15 protein-coding genes are annotated in these 18,588 nt (G+C 41.6%); 8 read left to right on the top strand and 7 right to left on the bottom strand.

Translation table 11 applies throughout. From position 1 onward, the window contains the following. The first annotated feature begins 115 nt into the window (after nt 1–115). Nucleotides 116–2,632 (top strand): PBP1A family penicillin-binding protein, encoded by a 2,517-nt coding sequence (locus EJ103_RS01620; protein ID WP_126005659.1) that lies wholly within the window; start codon nt 116–118, stop codon nt 2,630–2,632. Nucleotides 2,633–2,686: 54 nt separating this feature from the next. On the opposite strand, the gene metL is transcribed toward EJ103_RS01620, so the two are convergent. Together metL and metB are read right to left on the bottom strand one after the other, a co-directional pair. Continuing rightward, nucleotides 2,687–5,032: a bifunctional aspartate kinase/homoserine dehydrogenase II gene (metL, locus tag EJ103_RS01615; protein ID WP_126005657.1), complete on the bottom strand. Its 2,346-nt coding sequence runs from the start codon at nt 5,030–5,032 to the stop codon at nt 2,687–2,689. A 6-nt stretch (nt 5,033–5,038) separates the two neighbouring features. Continuing rightward, nucleotides 5,039–6,286, bottom strand: coding sequence for a cystathionine gamma-synthase (metB, locus tag EJ103_RS01610; RefSeq protein WP_126005655.1), 1,248 nt, complete (start codon nt 6,284–6,286; stop codon nt 5,039–5,041). 268 nt (nt 6,287–6,554) lie between these two features. Here metB and metJ point away from each other — a divergent pair, with 268 nt between their 5' ends. Then, a complete protein-coding gene (gene metJ, locus EJ103_RS01605) occupies nt 6,555–6,875 on the top strand; it encodes a met regulon transcriptional regulator MetJ (protein ID WP_004589341.1) in 321 nt (106 codons plus the stop codon). 61 nt (nt 6,876–6,936) lie between these two features. Here metJ and EJ103_RS01600 read toward each other — a convergent pair whose 3' ends face one another. Together EJ103_RS01600 and rpmE are read right to left on the bottom strand one after the other, a co-directional pair. After that, nucleotides 6,937–8,178 carry a malic enzyme-like NAD(P)-binding protein gene (locus EJ103_RS01600; protein WP_029771819.1) on the bottom strand — a complete coding sequence of 414 codons (1,242 nt, stop codon included), beginning with the start codon at nt 8,176–8,178 and terminating at the stop codon, nt 6,937–6,939. A 520-nt stretch (nt 8,179–8,698) separates the two neighbouring features. Then, complete coding sequence (gene rpmE / locus EJ103_RS01595) at nt 8,699–8,914, bottom strand: 50S ribosomal protein L31 (protein ID WP_004589339.1); 216 nt, start codon at nt 8,912–8,914, stop codon at nt 8,699–8,701. Between the two features lie 232 nt (nt 8,915–9,146). Between rpmE and priA the strand changes: the two genes are divergently transcribed. The 5 genes from priA (at nt 9,147) to EJ103_RS01570 (ending at nt 14,247) form a co-directional block, all read left to right on the top strand. Further along, nucleotides 9,147–11,333 (top strand): primosomal protein N', encoded by a 2,187-nt coding sequence (gene priA / locus EJ103_RS01590; RefSeq protein WP_126005653.1) that lies wholly within the window; start codon nt 9,147–9,149, stop codon nt 11,331–11,333. A gap of 11 nt (nt 11,334–11,344) precedes the next feature. After that, on the top strand, nt 11,345–11,872 hold the full coding sequence (locus EJ103_RS01585) for an SPOR domain-containing protein (protein WP_004589337.1): 528 nt from the start codon (nt 11,345–11,347) through the stop codon (nt 11,870–11,872). Nucleotides 11,873–11,951: 79 nt separating this feature from the next. Continuing rightward, nucleotides 11,952–12,470 carry an ATP-dependent protease subunit HslV gene (gene hslV, locus EJ103_RS01580; RefSeq protein WP_004589336.1) on the top strand — a complete coding sequence of 173 codons (519 nt, stop codon included), beginning with the start codon at nt 11,952–11,954 and terminating at the stop codon, nt 12,468–12,470. Nucleotides 12,471–12,481: 11 nt separating this feature from the next. Further along, nucleotides 12,482–13,810, top strand: coding sequence for an HslU--HslV peptidase ATPase subunit (gene hslU / locus EJ103_RS01575; protein ID WP_004589335.1), 1,329 nt, complete (start codon nt 12,482–12,484; stop codon nt 13,808–13,810). A gap of 62 nt (nt 13,811–13,872) precedes the next feature. Continuing rightward, a complete protein-coding gene (locus EJ103_RS01570) occupies nt 13,873–14,247 on the top strand; it encodes a gamma-butyrobetaine hydroxylase-like domain-containing protein (RefSeq protein WP_126005651.1) in 375 nt (124 codons plus the stop codon). A gap of 31 nt (nt 14,248–14,278) precedes the next feature. Here EJ103_RS01570 and EJ103_RS01565 read toward each other — a convergent pair whose 3' ends face one another. The 3 genes from EJ103_RS01565 to EJ103_RS01555 form a co-directional block, all read right to left on the bottom strand. Continuing rightward, the gene (locus EJ103_RS01565; RefSeq protein WP_126005650.1) at nt 14,279–16,159 is read right to left on the bottom strand and encodes a methyl-accepting chemotaxis protein; all 1,881 of its coding nucleotides are present in this window, start codon (nt 16,157–16,159) and stop codon (nt 14,279–14,281) included. 89 nt (nt 16,160–16,248) lie between these two features. Next, nucleotides 16,249–17,286, bottom strand: a complete 1,038-nt coding sequence (locus EJ103_RS01560) for an MJ1255/VC2487 family glycosyltransferase (RefSeq protein ID WP_126005648.1) — start codon at nt 17,284–17,286, stop codon at nt 16,249–16,251. Further along, entirely contained in the window at nt 17,283–17,822 is a 540-nt protein-coding gene (locus tag EJ103_RS01555) for a phosphatase PAP2 family protein (RefSeq protein WP_024031314.1), read from the bottom strand. Before EJ103_RS01555 ends, EJ103_RS01560 begins: the two co-directional genes overlap by 4 nt. A 202-nt stretch (nt 17,823–18,024) precedes the next feature. Here EJ103_RS01555 and rraA point away from each other — a divergent pair, with 202 nt between their 5' ends. Then, nucleotides 18,025–18,522, top strand: coding sequence for a ribonuclease E activity regulator RraA (gene rraA, locus EJ103_RS01550; protein ID WP_004589330.1), 498 nt, complete (start codon nt 18,025–18,027; stop codon nt 18,520–18,522). Nucleotides 18,523–18,588 lie beyond the last annotated feature (66 nt).

Here is an 18,588-nt window from a genome sequence, read left to right as displayed (position 1 = left end):
TTGTTTTAATAATAAACAAGTTATAATTTTTTTAGTAAAAAATATTATTCATTTTTTAATCAATATATACTAGCAGTCTAAACTCGCAATTGGGAGTCCATTTAGGGAAATATAAGTGATTTTATTAAAACGAACATTACAATTTTTTATCATTTGCACGTTATTTGGTCTGATCACTTTAATCAGCCTTTATTATTACGTTAAACCTGATATCCCCAGTGTGCAAGTTTTAAAAGACGTGCAATTACAAACCCCTATGCAAGTCTTTACAAAAGATGGACTCTTAATTAATCAATTTGGTGAAAAACGCCGCATCCCCGTCACTATAGACGAAATTCCCCAGCCTTTAATTGATGCTTTTTTAGCAACAGAAGACAACCGTTTTTATGACCATATTGGTATAGACCCTATTGGTATTGTCCGCTCTGCTATTGTGTTAATTTCAACAGGTGAGAAAAAACAGGGCGCGAGTACCATTACTATGCAGCTTGCTCGTAACTTCTTTTTAACACGAGAAAAAGCGTATATTCGTAAAGTTAAAGAGATTTTTATAGCCCTACATATTGAAAGTGTATTAACAAAAGACGAAATTCTTGAGCTGTATCTTAATAAAATAGAACTAGGTAATCGTGCATTTGGTATTGGTGCTGCTGCTCAAGTTTACTATGGCAAAGAGCTAAAAGACCTCACTCTTGCACAAATGGCAATGATTGCCGGTTTACCTAAAGCCCCTTCGGCGCTTAACCCGATTCGTAACCCAATTAGAGCTAAAGCACGCCGTAATGTAGTGCTTGGTCGCTTACTTACTGAAAACTATATTACGCAACAGCAATACAACGAGGCGGCTAACCAGCCTATCACTGCTTATTTTCACGGTGCTGAGATAGACCTTTACGCCCCTTATATCGCTGAGATGGTTCGTGCTGAGATGGTTGAGCGCTACGGTGTAGAAAAAGCATATAACTCTGGATTTAAAATATTTACCTCTGTGGAGTCTAAAGTTCAAAAGGCTGCGCAAACAGCTTTAGTTAATAATTTACATAACTACGATATGCGTCATGGCTTTCGTGGGCCTGTAGACGTGTTATGGGATCCAGAAACACAGCCTGCCTTAAGTGAGCAGCAAATTATAGAAAAGCTAAAACCTGTTAAAGAAATAGCTGATTTGCATGCTGGCGTGGTGTTAAATGTGACAGAGAAAACCGCTGACGTTATTTTAAAAAATGGCCAGCGCACCACACTTGATTGGGATAATTTAAAATGGGCGCGCAAATACATTACTCGCTACCGCCAAAGTTTTGCCCCTAAAGCCGCTACTGACATTCTTACCCCTGGCATGCAAATATGGCTGCGTAAAAATAACGACAGCAGTTACCTACTAAGCCAAATACCAGAAGCTGCCAGTGCACTTGTTTCACTCGACCCACAAGATGGCCGTATTAAAGCTATAGTAGGCGGTTACAGTTTTGAGCAAAGCCAATACAACCGAGCGGTACAAGCTAAACGCCAAGTTGGCTCTAATATTAAACCCTTTATATATTCTGCTGCGCTCGAAAATGGCTATACATTAGCCTCTATTTTAAACGACGCGCCAATAAACCAGTGGGATAAAAGTTTAGGTGTAGCGTGGCGACCAAAAAACAGCCCAGCAGTTTATAATGGCCCTATACGTATTCGCCGTGCACTTGCACAATCTAAAAACGTTATTTCTGTGCGCTTACTTCGCGGTGTAGGGTTACAACGCACCGCCGATCACTTGCTTAAGTTTGGTTTTAAAGATGCTGATATTAACCGCAGTGAATCGTTAGCATTAGGGAGTGCATCAATCACGCCATTAGAGCTTGCTCGCGGCATGAGCGCATTTGCTAATGGCGGTCACTTAATTGAACCTTACTTTATATCTGAAATTCAAGATGCCTATGGCAATGTACTATTCAAAGCAAACCCAGCTCTTGCCTGCGATGAAGACGAGCTATTACCCGTCTCTCAAGCAATGGATAGCTTTGCCAACAATAACCTAGATACCGACACAACAGATGATACAGCCACGCAGCCACGTTGTGCACCGCGTGTTATTTCAAAGCAAAATGCTTTTTTAATTGCTGAAGCAATGCACAGCGCAGTTTGGGGTGGCGGTAGCTGGACCCATAAAACAGGCTGGAGCGGGACAGGTTGGCGTGCGCAAGCATTAGATAGACGCGATCTATCGGGTAAAACAGGCACAACCAATGACTCTGTTGATACTTGGTTTAGCGGCTTTAACCGCAATGTAGTAACGTCTGTATGGGTTGGTTTTGACAACCCAGGTAACTCGTTAGGACGCTCCACCTATAATAACAACCTAGATAGCAGTCAAATCTCTGGTGCTGAATCGGGCGCCAAAACGGCACAGCCTGCTTGGGTTGATTTTATGAAAGTGGCGCTTGAGGGCACACCAGAAGCGCCAATAGAGCCTCCTGAAGGGCTAGTTTCAATTCGTATCGATTTAAAAACAGGTTTGTTAAGTCATAAAAACGACTACACCAGTCGTTTTGAATATTTTGAAAAAGGCACTGCGCCTACAAAATATTTGCTGTCTCAGCCAACTGATATTTTTGAAGAAGATACAAAAACAGAAGAAGAGCTATTCTAAAAACAAAAACGGCAGCTTACACAAGCTGCCGTTTTACTATTAATATTTGCTGCGCTATTTTAGGTTTTTAACTAACCAATATAAATCAGAGTGCACTCCCGCGGCGGTCACTTCTTTGCCTGCCCCAGGGCCTTGTATTACTAAGGCGTTTTCGTTGTACCACTGGCTATTAATAACAAAGATATTATCGCCTGGAGTTAAGTTAGCTAAGGCGTCCCCTTTAGGCGCGTAAGTTATACCTACCTTCGCCGATACTTTACCCTGCTCTAATGCCAATAAACCGGTATACCTAAGTACAGCATCTTGCGCATTTGCCGCATCGGCATGGTGTTTAATAAAGGCATTTAGCTTATCTTTATTCGCTAAAAAGTCATCCCATGAACCTTGGGCTAGCTCATCAGGCATTAATGCTTGTAAGCTTATATCATTTAAATCTAATTCAATGCCAAGCTCGCGCGCAAGTATTAGCAATTTACGTTGCATATCGCGGCCCGATAAATCCTCGCGAGGATCAGGCTCTGTAAAGCCCATTTTTTGCGCTTCAAGAACAAGGTCAGAAAATGCCACACTGCCATCGTACTTACTGCATAGCCACGAGAGTGTGCCCGAGAAAACACCTTCAATACGGGTAATTTTATCGCCACTATTTTGTAAATCGGCCAACGCAAAGTTAATTGGCAATCCTGCCCCAACACTGGTGTTGTAGCGCCAATGCAAGTTACGCTCGCTAATACTTTGGCGCAGCGCGTTATACCAATTAGATGCAGCAGTGCCTGCGTACTTGTTAGCACTTATTAAATGGCAGTCTCGCTCTACAAAGTCGGTGTATAATTGGCTAAATTGCTCGCTTGCCGTTATATCAACAACAACTTTGTGCTCGTAATCAAGTTCGTTTAATGCACTTAATAAATCCGCCTGCTCATAAGCAACGGCATTATGCTGCCATTGTTTTTTCCACTGTCCGAGTGTAATACCCGAGGCATTAAATAGCATATATTGCGAGCGAATTAACCCAACTAGCTTAATACTATAATCGCCCGACAAACGCTTAAATTGAGCATCTAGCTGGCTTAAAAATTCATCGCCTACATTACCTAAGCCAGCCACAACCAGAGCAACTTCTTGACCTTTATTAATTAATTTTTCGTGCAATAAACTAAGTACATCGCTTTCTATTAACTGATCTGTTAACAGCAATGTATAGCCTGTATCTTGATGAATAAAACGAGGGTGAATACTTTGCTGATTTAAAACCTCAGCCGCTAATGTACTTAATGTGTAAACATCTTGCGTAGGCGCAACCACCGCGCAGCCATTTAAATTAGACTCGCTTATATTTGCTCGCCCAGCGAAATAACTCACTACTTGATGCGTTGCACCCGCGGGCACAACTAAGTATGTATCGCCGTTGTGTATAAAATGATGAAGGCTGTGCTGAATAAGCTGGCTAACATGCGCCACTTCTCCCGCGTTAAGGCCTTCAACGAGCAGTAAATCAACGTTTTGTAATGTAGTAATAAAACGTTTTTGCTTAGCTTTGCCTTGTTTTACAATATCGGTAGGGGCAGTTTGCACATCAAAACTACTACGTACAGCCAGTTTAATATTACTGTTTTTTAAAGGCGAAAGCGTTTTAGCATGTAAAACCGGGTTACCCAATCGAGCTAATAAGTTAGCTTGTTCACGGCACACCTTGTTGTACTTAATCGCCTTTTCAACTTTACGTGGGTCGGCACTAAATACCCCTGGCGTATCAGTCCAAATACATACATTTTGTGCGTCGCAATAATTGGCTAATAAGGTGGCGCTGTAATCACTGCCATTGCGCCCAAGCGTAACTGTTTTACCATCAGCACTTGCTGCGATAAACCCTGTTACTACGTTAATTTTATTTGCATCAATAACTTGGCTGCATTGCTGTTTGTTTTGCGCATGCAAAAGCTCCCCGCTTGTTACACTAAACAGCGCTCTAGCATCATGAGCACACGCTTGAATGTTTAATTGCGTTAAATAGGCTGCCAATAATCGCGCAGACCACAGCTCACCATGAGCCAGTAAGGCCGCCTCTTGTAACTGCTGCTTGCTGGCTTGCTCCGCTACATCACTTAGCTCTTGCGCTAACACAGCTAAAGCCGTGTGTTTAGCATCGGCTTTTAATAACTCTTCAATTAATGCTGTTTGGTGATTACTCAATTGCAGCAAAATATCAGCAACGGCTTGCTTATCTTGTTGTTGATAACTTTGCCACAGCGAAACCAATGTATCGGTGGTTTTACCCGCAGCAGATACAACCACGCAATCGCCAGGCTGTGTGTGGCCAATAATTATTTTTGCCACACTTTGATAGCGCTCGCCCGAGCTTAAGCTCGAGCCGCCAAATTTATGTACACTTTTTACCATACTCAATCACCACAAAGCTGGATGAGCAGCCTGCTGCTTTACATCACCATTGGCATTGCCTGCAGCTTTACCAACACGCCCTACATTTTTATTTTGACCAGGTTTAACTAAGTTAAATACACGTTCAAAATCAGCCAGTAGGTCTTCTACATCTTCAATACCGACCGAAATACGAATTAGCGTATCGCCCACACCCGCCTCTAAACGTGCTTGAGCTTCCATACCTGCGTGAGTCATGGTCGCAGGATGACAAATTAAACTCTCAACCCCACCTAACGATTCTGCTAAGCTAAATTCTTTAAGGCTCGTTAAAAACGCCGCTGCATCATCTACATCGCCTTTAATATCAAAACTAACCATACCACCAAACCCAAGCTGTTGGGCTTTAGCAAGCGCATGTTGAGGATGCGATTCAAGGCCTGGGTAGTAAACTTGGCTAACATACTCAGAGCTTTCTAAGTATTTAGCAATTGCCAGGGCATTTTCTTGGTGCTGTTTTAAACGCACATTTAAAGTACGTAAACCACGTAACGTTAAATAGCTATCAAATGGTGCGCCGGTAATACCAATGTTATTGGCCCACCAAGCAAGCTCATCACCAAGCTCTTGTGTTGCAGCAACAACTGCACCGCCTACAACATCAGAATGGCCGTTTATATATTTAGTGGTTGAGTGCACAACAATATCTACGCCAAACTTAATTGGGTTTTGTAATGCCGGTGATAAAAAGGTGTTATCGGCGGCCACTAATGCACCGCACTGTTTTGCTATATCCGTCACGGCTTTAATATCCGTTAGGCGCAGCACAGGGTTACTTGGTGTTTCTATCCAAATTAATTTAGGTTTAATGGTTAAAATTTGTTCTAGGCTTTCTGGTTTAGTTAAATCAAGTACTTTAAGTTTAAGCAAGCCGCGCTTTTCTAACGACGTAAATAAACGGTAGCTGCCGCCATAACAATCGTGAGGAATAACCAATGTATCATCGTTATTTAATAGCTGTGTGGCTAAGTGCACTGCTGCCATGCCCGTAGCAGTAATAATTCCGCGTGCGCCACCTTCAAGTTCTGCTAAAGTTTCAGCTAAAATATCGCGATTAGGATTACCACTGCGTCCATAGTCGTATGCGCGCTTAGTATCAAAATCGGCAAACGAATAAGTCGTCGATAAATAAATTGGCGGTACAACGGCGCCATGATGTTTATCGGCATCAACCCCATTTCGTACAGCAATGGTTGCTTTGTTTTTTTCGCTCATATTCGTCACCTGATTAATTTGGATGTTTAGACGTCTAAAAGAGTAAGTTATCCATTATAATAAGTCAAAGCATTTAAAGCTCTAGATGGCTAAAAATAACAGACGCGTAAAACTTCAAGAAAGCTGTATTTACTATTACAGCTAGCTTATTAAGATAGATTGCTATCTATTATTTGACTATCTTTTTTAAAACGATAGAATTTCACGCATATTTACACGCTTTTTACGCCGTGTGAGAAATTAATAATCTGAGGCAACGATACATCTTATGGCTAAATGGAATGGTGAGTATATTCACCCATACGCAGAACACGGGAAAAAATCAGAGCAAGTTAAAAAGATCACCGTTTCGATCCCGCTAAATGTATTAAAAGTATTAACTGATGAGCGTACACGTCGTCAAATAAACAACCTGCGTCATGCAACAAACAGCGAGTTACTATGCGAAGCGTTTTTGCATGCCTTTACAGGCCAGCCATTACCTAATGATGATGACCTACGTAAAGATAACGCAGAAAAAGTACCTGAAGAAGTTAAAAAAATAATGCAAGAAATGGGTTTAGAAGTGCCTATTTTAGACGAAGAATAAAACGTCTTTTTAAACAAAAAAACCTCAGCATGCTGAGGTTTTTTTGTTTAAGCGCTATAGATTACGCCATATAATTTTCCGGTAAGTCAATTTGTGCCACGCCCGATTCAACAGCAGCAATAGCAACCGCCTTGGCTATACGTGGTAATAAACGCGGGTCCATCGGTTTAGGAATAATGTAGTCTGCACCAAATTCGAGCTTTTCTACACCCGCTGCTTTTAATACTTGCTCAGGCACTGGCTCTTTAGCAATACTACGAATAGCTTCAACAGCGGCTATTTTCATTTCATCGTTAATTGCGCTTGCACGTACATCAAGTGCACCACGGAAAATAAACGGGAAACATAAAACATTATTAACTTGGTTAGGGAAATCAGAACGCCCCGTTGCCATAATTAAGTCTTTACGAGCACTATGCGCAAGCTCAGGTGCAATTTCAGGATCTGGGTTTGAACATGCAAACACCACTGGCTTATCAGCCATTAGTTTTAGATCTTCAGGTGCAAGTAAGTTAGGACCCGATACACCTACAAACACATCAGCATCAGCAATTACATCTTGTAGAGTACGTTTATCTGTATTGTTAGCAAAAAGCTGTTTGTATTCGTTTAAGTCATCGCGGCGAGTATGAATAACCCCTTTGCGGTCTAGCATATAAATATGTTCGCGCAGTGCACCACACTTAATTAACAGCTCCATGCAAGCAACCGCTGCAGCGCCTGCACCTAAACATACAATAATTGCATCTTCTATTGATTTGCCCTGCACTTCTAAGGCGTTAAGCATACCTGCTGCAGTTACAATAGCGGTACCGTGTTGGTCATCATGAAAAACCGGAATACTGCAACGCTCAATAAGTGCTTTTTCAATTTCAAAACACTCTGGCGCTTTAATATCTTCTAAGTTAATACCACCAAACGTATCGGCAATATTAGCCACTGTATTTATAAAGTCTTCGGTGGTGCGATGCTTAACTTCAATATCAATAGAATCTAGGCCAGCAAAACGTTTAAATAAAAGCGCCTTACCTTCCATAACAGGTTTAGAGGCTAATGGCCCTAAATTACCCAAACCTAAAATTGCCGTACCATTACTGATCACCGCAACCATATTACCTTTACCGGTATATTTATATGCATTGGCTGGGTCTGCTGCAATTTCGCGCACAGGCTCTGCAACACCGGGGCTGTATGCTAATGCTAAATCTTGCACCGTTTCGGCTGGTTTTGTTAGCTCAATGCTGATTTTGCCTGGAACGGGGTGAGAGTGGTAGTGTAATGCTTGTTCACGAAAATCTGACATAACGCGATGGTATCCTGCAATTTAAGTTAAGTGAGAGGGAGTATGGGGCTAAGATACTCTTATTATTTTTAAATTCCAAGCAATATCAGGTCTATCCTGTTATATGCTATATCCGTTAATTTTAAGTGATTTATCAGCAACTTCGCTAAAAGTTATCAATATTAAACAAATAAAAATTCATTCAAAAAGTGCTTTTTGAGGTTCATTTTGCCCTGCCAATATTTTTCTAAAATAGCAGAATATTAAAATAGTAAAATGCACCAATATGGCGCGTTTATCACCGTTAAAAACAAATATCGCCACGATAAGCACTTTTAGCAGCTTGGTTAAAAATTAACGTATAAAAAATATAGAGAAGAATTGTGAGTTTGTCTGCAAAGGTTTATGCATATTCAGAATAAGAACAGGAAATAGTTATGCACACGTAGTACGGCAATAATCGGTGGTTTTTCAGTAAAAATGATGAATTTTAGGCACAAAAAAAGCACCCGAAGGTGCTTTTTTTACTAAACAGCAATAATTACTTCTTGCTGCTAAGTGCACCGAAGCGCTTGTTGAAGCGATCAACACGGCCGCCAGTGTCTAAAATCTTTTGCTTACCAGTGTAAAACGGGTGACACGCAGAACATACGTCTAGGTGAATGTCTTTACAAAGAGTAGAACGAGTTTCGAATTTGTTTCCGCATGAACATGTTGCAGAAATTGCTTCGTACTTAGGGTGAATACCTTCTTTCATAGGAACCTCTAGTTAAGGCCGCATCGCTCTCCAAACCCGAAGTCTGGCACCATACGTCGTTAAAACAAATTTATAGGCCGCGGATTTTATCCAACTAGCTTGCCCCGCACAAGCTTTAATTACGCTTTTTGCCAAAAAAGTAACCAACCAGCGCTACCGCATCCATTTGTATGTAGGTTTTTAGCCTTATTTTTAGTACATTAAGCTATTACCCTTTATCACATGAGTTGTTATGCGTTTTGTTGAAGTTGCTATTAAAGTTCCGTTACCACGCACCTTTGATTATAAAATAGATGAACAACTCATCTCGCCCTCGGCGCCTATTATGCCTGGGATGCGTGTTTTAGTGCCTTTTGGCAATCAAAAGAAAGTAGCGGTTGTTCTTGCTCTTAAAACGCATACCGACGTGCCAGAGAACAAAATTAAAGCGGTTACTGAGGTTATTGACCAAACTCCTATTTTATCATCACAGCATTTAGAACTGCTTAGCTTTACTGCACGCTATTATTGCTATCCGCTCGGCGAAACCATACACATTGCGCTGCCAGGTGCGCTTCGCCAAGGTGAAAACCCAGATAAAACCAGTATTAACATGATTAGCCTTACCGAAAAAGGCGCAAAGGTTCCATCATTAAAAGCGAAAACTCAGTTAAATTTATTAAAGCAACTCGCACAATCGGGTAAGTCGTCGGTAACCGAGCTAAAAGCGCTCGGCTTTAGTAAAAAAACAATAGATGCCTTAATAGATAAAGAGCTTATAACCCAAAGCATTGAGCATGATAATCAATGGCAAAGCGTTGCGCCCAAAGTCGGCACCAAGCCAGTACTTAATAAAGAGCAAGCCGTAGCGTGCACTACAATAAATCAAAGTGTTGGCTTTAAAAGCTTTTTATTAGAAGGTGTGACAGGCAGTGGTAAAACCGAAGTATATTTACAATGCCTAGAAGAAGTCCTTAAACGTGGCGAGCAAGCCTTAGTATTGGTGCCTGAAATAGGCTTAACGCCACAAACTGTTAACCGATTTCGTCGTCGCTTTCCCGATACGCCAATTATGCTATGGCACTCTGCCCTAACCGATAACGAACGCTTGCAAACATGGCGTTTTTGCGAAAAAGGCAGCTGCGCAATTGTAATAGGTACCCGTTCGAGTATTTTTCTACCTTTTTTAAAGTTAGGAATGATAGTGGTTGATGAAGAGCATGACTCTTCATTTAAACAGCAGGATACCTTACGCTACCACGCACGCGATTTAGCCGCTTATCGGGCATTTCAGCACAAAATACCGCTTATTTTAGGCAGTGCCACCCCTGCGCTCGAAACACTGCACAAAGCTATAAACAACAAATACCAACTTTTAAGCCTTACAGAGCGCGCTCAAACTGCGACCGATAATCAGTTTATGTTGCTCGATATGAAAGGCCAGCCCGACCAAGCGGGTATTGCACACGCAAGCCTTGCCACTATGCGCCAACATTTAAACCGTGGTAAGCAAGTTATGGTGTTTTTAAATCGTCGGGGCTTTTCTCCTACGCTAATTTGTCACGAATGCGGTTGGCTGAGTGAGTGTAATCGCTGCAGCACCAGCGCAACTTTTCATAAAGCCATTGGCCAAATGATTTGCCACCACTGTGGAGAGCAACACCCAGTACCTCACCAGTGTCCTGATTGCGGTAGCACACAAATTTTTCCAAACGGTAAAGGCACCGAACAAATTGAAGAATTTTTATCGAGTGAATTCCCCGATACACCCGTAACCCGCATCGACCGCGATTCAACCCGCCGTAAAGGGAGCTTAGAAAAAGCCTTAGAGGAGATAAACCAAGGCGGGGCGCGTATTTTAGTGGGCACACAAATGTTGGCTAAAGGTCATCATTTTGCCGATGTTAGCTTAGTGCTTATATTAGATGTAGATAGCGGCTTGTACTCGTGCGATTTTAGAGCCACAGAGCATTTAGCCCAGCTGGTAACTCAAGTTGCTGGGCGCGCGGGTCGCTCTGGTGAGCCAGGCCAAGTATTACTGCAAACCCACTTTCCTGAACACCCTTTATTGCAAGACTTAGTAAATAATGGCTACCAAGATTTTGCCCGTTTTGCTTTAAGTGAGCGTGATGATGCCGACCTTCCACCCATTACCAATATGGCTATAGTTAGAGCACAAGGGCACAGTATTAAGCTCGTTGTCGATTTTTTGACGGATTTGGTTCCTGTTAACGGTGTATCTGGTATACAATTGCTCGGTCCAATCCCTGCCCCACTAGAAAGAGTGGCGGGTATGTACCGGTTTCAATTGCATATTCAAGCGCAAGACCGCAAAGTATTGCATCAGTATCTTGCGCAAATGGTCGACTATTTAAGTACCAGCAAACTTGCACAAAAAGTGCGCTGGAGCCTTGATGTTGACCCTATAGACATGATTTAGGTTAAAGCCAAATGGCACAGCACGATTATATTAATAAAAAACCAGCGGGTAGAAAAAACACCAAGCAAGCCCCTGCTAAAAAACCATTTCCTATACTTTTAGTTGTTATTACTGTTTTGCTTGTAGGCGGCTTTGCTTACGGCTTATGGTTTATTAAAAATAACGCCGACCCTGAGCTTGTTGAGCAGCAGGCGCACCCTAAAACAGCTGAAAAAGTAGAAATAGCTAAACCTCGCGCCCCTAAGTTCATTGAAGAAATTAAAGAGCACGAGATCCAAGTTGAAGTAAGAGAAATTGAGCAAAAAGGCCCCTATGTTATGCAGTGTGGGTCGTTTAGAACACACGCACAAGCCGAAACCCTCAAAGCTAAAATTGCCTTTGCGGGCTTAATTTCTGAAATTAAAAAGACCACAGGTACTAATGGTGTTTGGTATAAAGTGCGTTTAGGCCCTTATAAAACAAAGCGCCAAGCCGAAAGCGACAAAAACAAACTCAAGCGAGTGCATGTTGTTAGCTGCGGAATTTGGGGCTGGACTTGAAATTAGTCCATTCACCCATATAACCTCATCATAATCGTTTTTTACAAGCTGCCCCCGCAGCTTGATGATGAGGAATAACATGACCACTATCGTAAGTGTACGCCGCGACAATAAAGTAGTAATTGGTGGCGACGGCCAAGTTTCACTTGGTAATACCGTAATGAAGGGCAACGCCCGTAAAGTTCGACGCCTTTATAATGGCAAAGTAATTGCTGGTTTTGCCGGCGGTACTGCTGATGCCTTTACCCTTTTCGAACGCTTTGAAAGCAAACTAGAAATGCACCAAGGTAACCTCACTAAAGCCGCTGTAGAAATGGCCAAAGACTGGCGTAGCGACAGAGCCTTACGCAAGCTTGAGGCACTCCTTGCGGTTGCAGATGAAACTGCTTCACTAATTATCACCGGCAATGGTGATGTAGTGCAGCCAGAAAACGATTTAATTGCCATTGGTAGCGGTGGTAACTTTGCTCAATCAGCAGCCACTGCCCTATTAGAAAACACCGATTTAAGCGCTCGCGATATCGTAGAAAAAAGCCTGACCATTGCTGGCAACATCTGTGTATTTACCAACAACTTCCAAACAATCGAAGAATTATAATAGGACCCATTATGTCTGCTATGACCCCAAGAGAAATTGTACACGAGTTAGATCAGCATATTATTGGTCAAGCTAATGCTAAAAAAGCCGTGGCTATTGCCCTGCGTAATCGCTGGCGCCGTATGCAACTAAACGATGACTTACGCAGCGAAGTAACCCCTAAAAACATTTTAATGATTGGCCCGACCGGTGTCGGTAAAACTGAAATTGCCCGCCGTTTAGCTAAACTCGCTAATGCGCCTTTTATTAAAGTAGAGGCGACTAAATTTACTGAAGTGGGTTATGTTGGTAAAGAAGTAGAGACTATCATTCGCGATTTAGTTGATGTATCAATTAAAATGACCCGCGAGCAACAAACTAAAAAGTTTAAACACCGCGCAGAAGAAGCAGCAGAAGAGCGTATTTTAGATGCACTTTTACCACCGGCTAAAGATCAATACGGTGAAACGCAGCGCGATGACAACTCATCTACTCGTCAAACATTCCGTAAAAAATTACGCGAAGGTCAGCTTGATGATAAAGAAATAGAAATAGATCTAGCACAAGCACAGCCAAATGTAGAGATTATGGCGCCTCCTGGTATGGAAGATATGACCAACCAGTTGCAAAGCATGTTCCAAAACATGGGTGGCGACAAACGTACTAAGCGTAAGTTAAAAATTAAAGAAGCCTTTAAGTTATTAACCGAAGAAGAAGCCGCTAAATTAGTTAACCCTGAAGAGCTAAAAGAGCAGGCTATTTTTGCAGTAGAGCAAAACGGCATTGTGTTTATTGATGAAATAGACAAAATTTGTAAGCGTGGCGATTCGTCAGGCCCAGATGTTAGCCGTGAAGGTGTACAACGCGACCTACTACCATTAATTGAAGGCTCAACCGTTAATACAAAGCACGGTATGGTGAAAACAGACCACATGCTATTTATTGCATCAGGTGCGTTCCAAATGGCTAAACCATCAGACATGATCCCTGAGCTACAAGGTCGTTTACCTATTCGTGTAGAGCTTGAAGCACTAAGTGCTAATGACTTTAAACGAATTCTTACCGAGCCACATGCTTCACTTACTGAGCAGCAACGTGAATTGCTTAAAACTGAGCAAGTAAATGTTGAGTTTAACGATGATGCAATAGAGCGCATTGCTAAAGCCGCTTGGCAAGTAAACGAGAAAACCGAAAACATTGGTGCTCGTCGCTTACATACGGTAATGGAAAAGCTAATGGAAGAAATTTCATACGATGCATCTGAACAAGCAGGCTCTACCCTTACTATTGATGCCGCTTATGTAGAAAAACATTTAGGCGCATTAGTTGAAGATGAAGATTTAAGCCGCTTTATTTTATAAGGTAGGCAAAAATACTATACTAAGAGCCTCCATATTGGGGGCTTTTTAATGGGATATATAAAATGAAACACGTAACAAAAGTGCATTATCATAGCGTGAGTAAAAACCTAGATGTTTACTTTGATGATGACAGTATGGCTGTATTTAGCTGCGAGTTTTTACGCGTTCACTCTCCCTCGGCCGAAGTACAAGGGCATGGGGCAGAGCCAATGAAGTTGGTACTTAATAAACAACATGTTGGTATAAAAAAGATTGTACCGGTGGGGCATTACGCACTTAGATTAGACTTTGATGATGGTCATAACAGCGGACTATTTAGCTGGAGCTACTTTGAAACACTACAAGCGCAGCACGAAACCTTGCGGGATAAATACCAAGCGCGTCTTGGCGAGCACGAACAAAACAAAGATAGCGTACCAATAAAGTTTGTTCCCTAAACCTTATTGGCTTTTTAAACGCTACACTGTATTACACTTTAAACTTATCAATAGCCGCAAATAACACGCGCGCTTGTTCAGAGACTTCTTCACTGGTTTGCGCATTATTAACTGCATGCTCAGAGGCATCTTGGGCAATGTCTCTAATGCGTACTACATTTTTGTTCACCTCTGATGCCACCTGACTTTGCTCATCAATAGCAACGGCAATTTGTGTGCTCATTTCCATTATGGTTTGCACATCTTCGGTAATAGCACCCAGTAAATCACCCGCTTTAATAGCTTGTGAAGCACTTTCATCACCTTGCGAGCGACATTGATGCATAATACTTACTACCTCTTGCGTGCGCTGCTGAAGCGTATTAATAATGCCTTCAATTTCACTGGTAGACTCTTGTGTACGTTGCGCAAGCGAGCGTACTTCATCCGCCACAACAGCAAAGCCTCGCCCTTGCTCACCAGCACGAGCGGCTTCTATCGCGGCATTCAATGCAAGTAAATTAGTTTGCTCTGCAATGCCTCTGATTACATCGAGCACAGAACCTATGGTTTCACCGTCTTTTTCAAGTTGCGATACCACACTTGATGCGTTACCTAACGACGAAGATAAATCGCGTATGTGCTTAACCGTAGAGTCTACTTCATTACGCCCTTGCTGCGCGCTTAAATTGGTTGACTCTGCTTTTTTAGCAGCAGCTTCGGTATTATGAGAAATATCTTGAATCGTTGCCTGCATTTGCGTAGCCGCAGTGGCAACCATATCCGCTTCGTGTAACTGCTCTTGCATGCCTGAACTTGTTGCAGAGGTACTTTCAGATAAGTGCTCTGTTGCCACATTTAACGTATTAAGCGCGGTATTCACTTCGTTTATGAGGCTTTTAAAATCGCCTATTAAACTATTAAAGTCCGAGGTCATAATGGTAACTTCATCATTACCTGTTTGCTCTATCATTACGCTTAAATCGTTATTACGGCGTATGTCGTTTATGGTGTGATACACCCGCTCAATAGGCACAATAATTGAGTGGCTAGTAAAGTACACCAACGCCAACACTATAATGCCCGAAATAACAAATACAACGATGGCAATAAACTGCGCTTGGTCAACGCTTTTCTCAACTTCCAGCTTAGTTGACTCAACAATTTGACCAACAACCTGATCGCTTTTTTCTACGTTAATACGCATAACACCTAGTGCACCAGAGTCTAAATCTAGCCCTAACTGCGTTTGTGCCTTTACAAGATTTTGAAAAGCACTTTGATACGTATCTATTAAAGGGCTTATTTGCGACTTATAACTACTTTGTAAATCAGCTTGGGTAATTTTTTGTTTAAACGTACTAATAAGTTCGTTAAAGCGAGTTAAGTATTTTGCATCAAAGCGCAGCATAAAATCTTTCTCAGCGCGTCGCAGCTGTAGCATTGCCGATAAAAGCTCAAAGTTATCTTGCTCTTTTAATAGCACCTCAACTTCGTGCACTGCATTTCTGAGCTTGCCATATAACCCATCTTTAGGGTTTAAACCTATCTGTTGCTGTAACCTAACAACCTCTGAAAAATTGTTGTTGTAGTTAGTAATAAGCGTATGAAAATGTTCAATTTGCGCTGTGGTAATGCCCTGCTGTTGCATTACCTCCTGCAGCTTTTTGATTTTAGTGCTTAGCTGTTTAAAATCCTTATCAAATGATGTAAGTGCTTCCTGCTGCTTGTAAAAAAGAAAGTTTTTTTCATGCTTTCTAAGCTCTAGTGCATGTACGTTGAGCTCTTCTGCAAGCTGAATTGTTTTATTCAGATTGAGTGTTACGCGTGACTCATAAATTATCACACACAACAAAATGACCATTGCCAGACCGACTACCACTGCATTAAGTTGCAAACGCCTTTTAATGGTTAAGTTTTGTAAAAAATTCATTGAAAACACCTATATTTAATATGCACTAATAGTGTAGTACGTTCTGGCGCTTTATATTGAACTTTTTATTAACTTTTTATACATATAACTCATGCTTTTAGATTAACATTACCCCATAAATCTTTATGCAATGAGTGAGTGTCATGCCACTGTTTATTAAGTAGCCATTTAACCAAAGGGGCAGGATCACTGGGAAAATTAATTTGTTTGTTTTGCGGGGCACTATTCCAATCATCCAGCGCTTGCGGGTTTAAATAGTTCATTACATGGGCCATTTTCATCGCCCGCAATGTTTGTGCATTTGCATCTTGTTCAAACTGACCATCGAGAGGTTTAAGTAATAATTTTTTCCCAAGCTTTAAGGCCTCACTTGCCAGCTCAAAGCCTGCATTACCAATTACGCCACTGGTATTTGCTAAGTCGTTTAAAAACCCCGCTCGTGAAGGAGTGCGCAAATGAATATGCCCGAGGGATTTATCCTGCGCATGCGGGTGGTAACAGTAAAACTCTTTTTCTGGGAAGTCCTTTAGATAATCAATAATGTTGTCGAGGTTCTCAAAGGGCAAATACACCAGCACTTTATTCATAACGGCGACAGGATTGCCATGGTCATGGTTTGCAATAAAGGGCGGTATAATATTATCTGCAAAGGGCTGCCAATGTACGCCTAAATAGGTGCTTGCTGGCGCGTAGTGCTTAATAAGAGACTTTCTAAATAAACCACGACCAAACATAGGCACGCTATTAGATAAAAAAGCCGCCTGGTGACTAATACCGACTACAGGCACGCCTGCGCGCTTTGCAGCCCAAGCTGAAATAGGCTCAAAGTCATTTAAGACAAAATCGTATTTTTTTACATTAAATGATTTTATATCGTTAACTAACTTACACACTCGGGCATTTTTTAATGTTTGATAGCTTTTTACTTGGCCGTTTTTAGTGCTAAACGATAAACCCCGAAACGTTTTGTAATCAGCAAAGTCCTGCATATCAAAGTAGTCTTTTTCAGGGCGTCCTGAAAAAACGTAATCTACATCTATACCTAACTCTTTAAAACAACTTGCCATAACACGGGCGCGCGTAATGTGGCCATTACCTGTGCCTTGTATGCCGTATAATATCTTCATACAGGCACCACCAAAGCTAGCGCAAATAAACCGCATGAACTGCCAATAACGGCGCCTATTATTATATCTGCCGGAAAATGTACGCCCAATACTACGCGAGAAACCGCCACCCCCGATGCCCAACTAAACCAAAGCCACGCATACTCTGCAAAAAAGTGACTCAATATTACCGCAACTAAAAATGCTGCTGCACTGTGTCCCGAAGGCAAACTAAATTTGTCACTAGGCACAATATACGCATTACTGACTAAGCAATCGCAGGGGCGGATTCGGCCAAAGCTACGTTTTGCTAAAAAATAAATAGGCCTTTCAATTGCAAACCCCAGTAACACTGATATTGGCAATAACTGATGCTGCTCATTGGTACTTAGCCACCAAATGGCGCCACACATAAGTAAATATAAACCACCATTACCACTTTTAGATAAACCAAGCGCAGCCGTTTTCAGCCATTTGGGTGAATTATAATTAAACAGAGTTAAAAAGAGTTGTTCATCCATTTGAGCCATTTTTTTAAGCACGTTATTGTCGTTCATTATTTACCCTTAGCTGCACAATATCTAACCATAGTTAAAGCTTAGTGGCAGAAAATAACAATTGAGTGACGCTTTTAAGACACTATTGTTGCCATTTCTAATTTCGGCATTTTTTGAATAAATTTACTGCTATTAAGTCGTTGTTATTGCATATAAGGAGGGTATACTGAGGGTAACTTATGTACCCTTTGAGGATAAAATAATGGATTACAGCACTTCTGACTTATGTGACTTTTTTGCCGATGTGGTTGACGTGCTTGAACCGATGTTCATCAACTTTGGTGGTCGACACACGTTTGGCGGCCGAATTAAAACGGTTAAATGTTTTGAAAATAATGAACTGATCCGTGAAATACTCTCACAAGACGGTACTGATCAAGTACTACTTATCGATGGTGGTGGCTCAACACGACGCGCCCTTATCGACATTGAACTTGCAGAGCTTGCGCTTGATAACAACTGGAACGGCATTATTGTATTTGGTGCTGTGCGTCATGTAGATGAGTTAGAAGAAATTGATTTAGGTATTCAAGCGATTGCATCAATTCCTGTTGCCGCCGACAGCGAAGGCGCTGGTGAAGATGGCATTGGCGTTAACTTTGCTGGTGTGTCGTTTTTTGATGACGATTTTATCTATGCAGATAGTACTGGCATTGTATTATCAGCAGAAGAACTTGAACTAGAAGTTATCGAAGAATAAAGTAACAAGCAGTGCTCAACAGAGCACTGCTTACGCCATCAGAATAATTTTTACTGCTCAATACGG

This window comes from Pseudoalteromonas sp. Xi13, assembly GCF_003952205.1.
Lineage (GTDB): Bacteria > Pseudomonadota > Gammaproteobacteria > Enterobacterales > Alteromonadaceae > Pseudoalteromonas > Pseudoalteromonas atlantica.
This window is presented reverse-complemented; position numbering and strand designations above follow the sequence as displayed.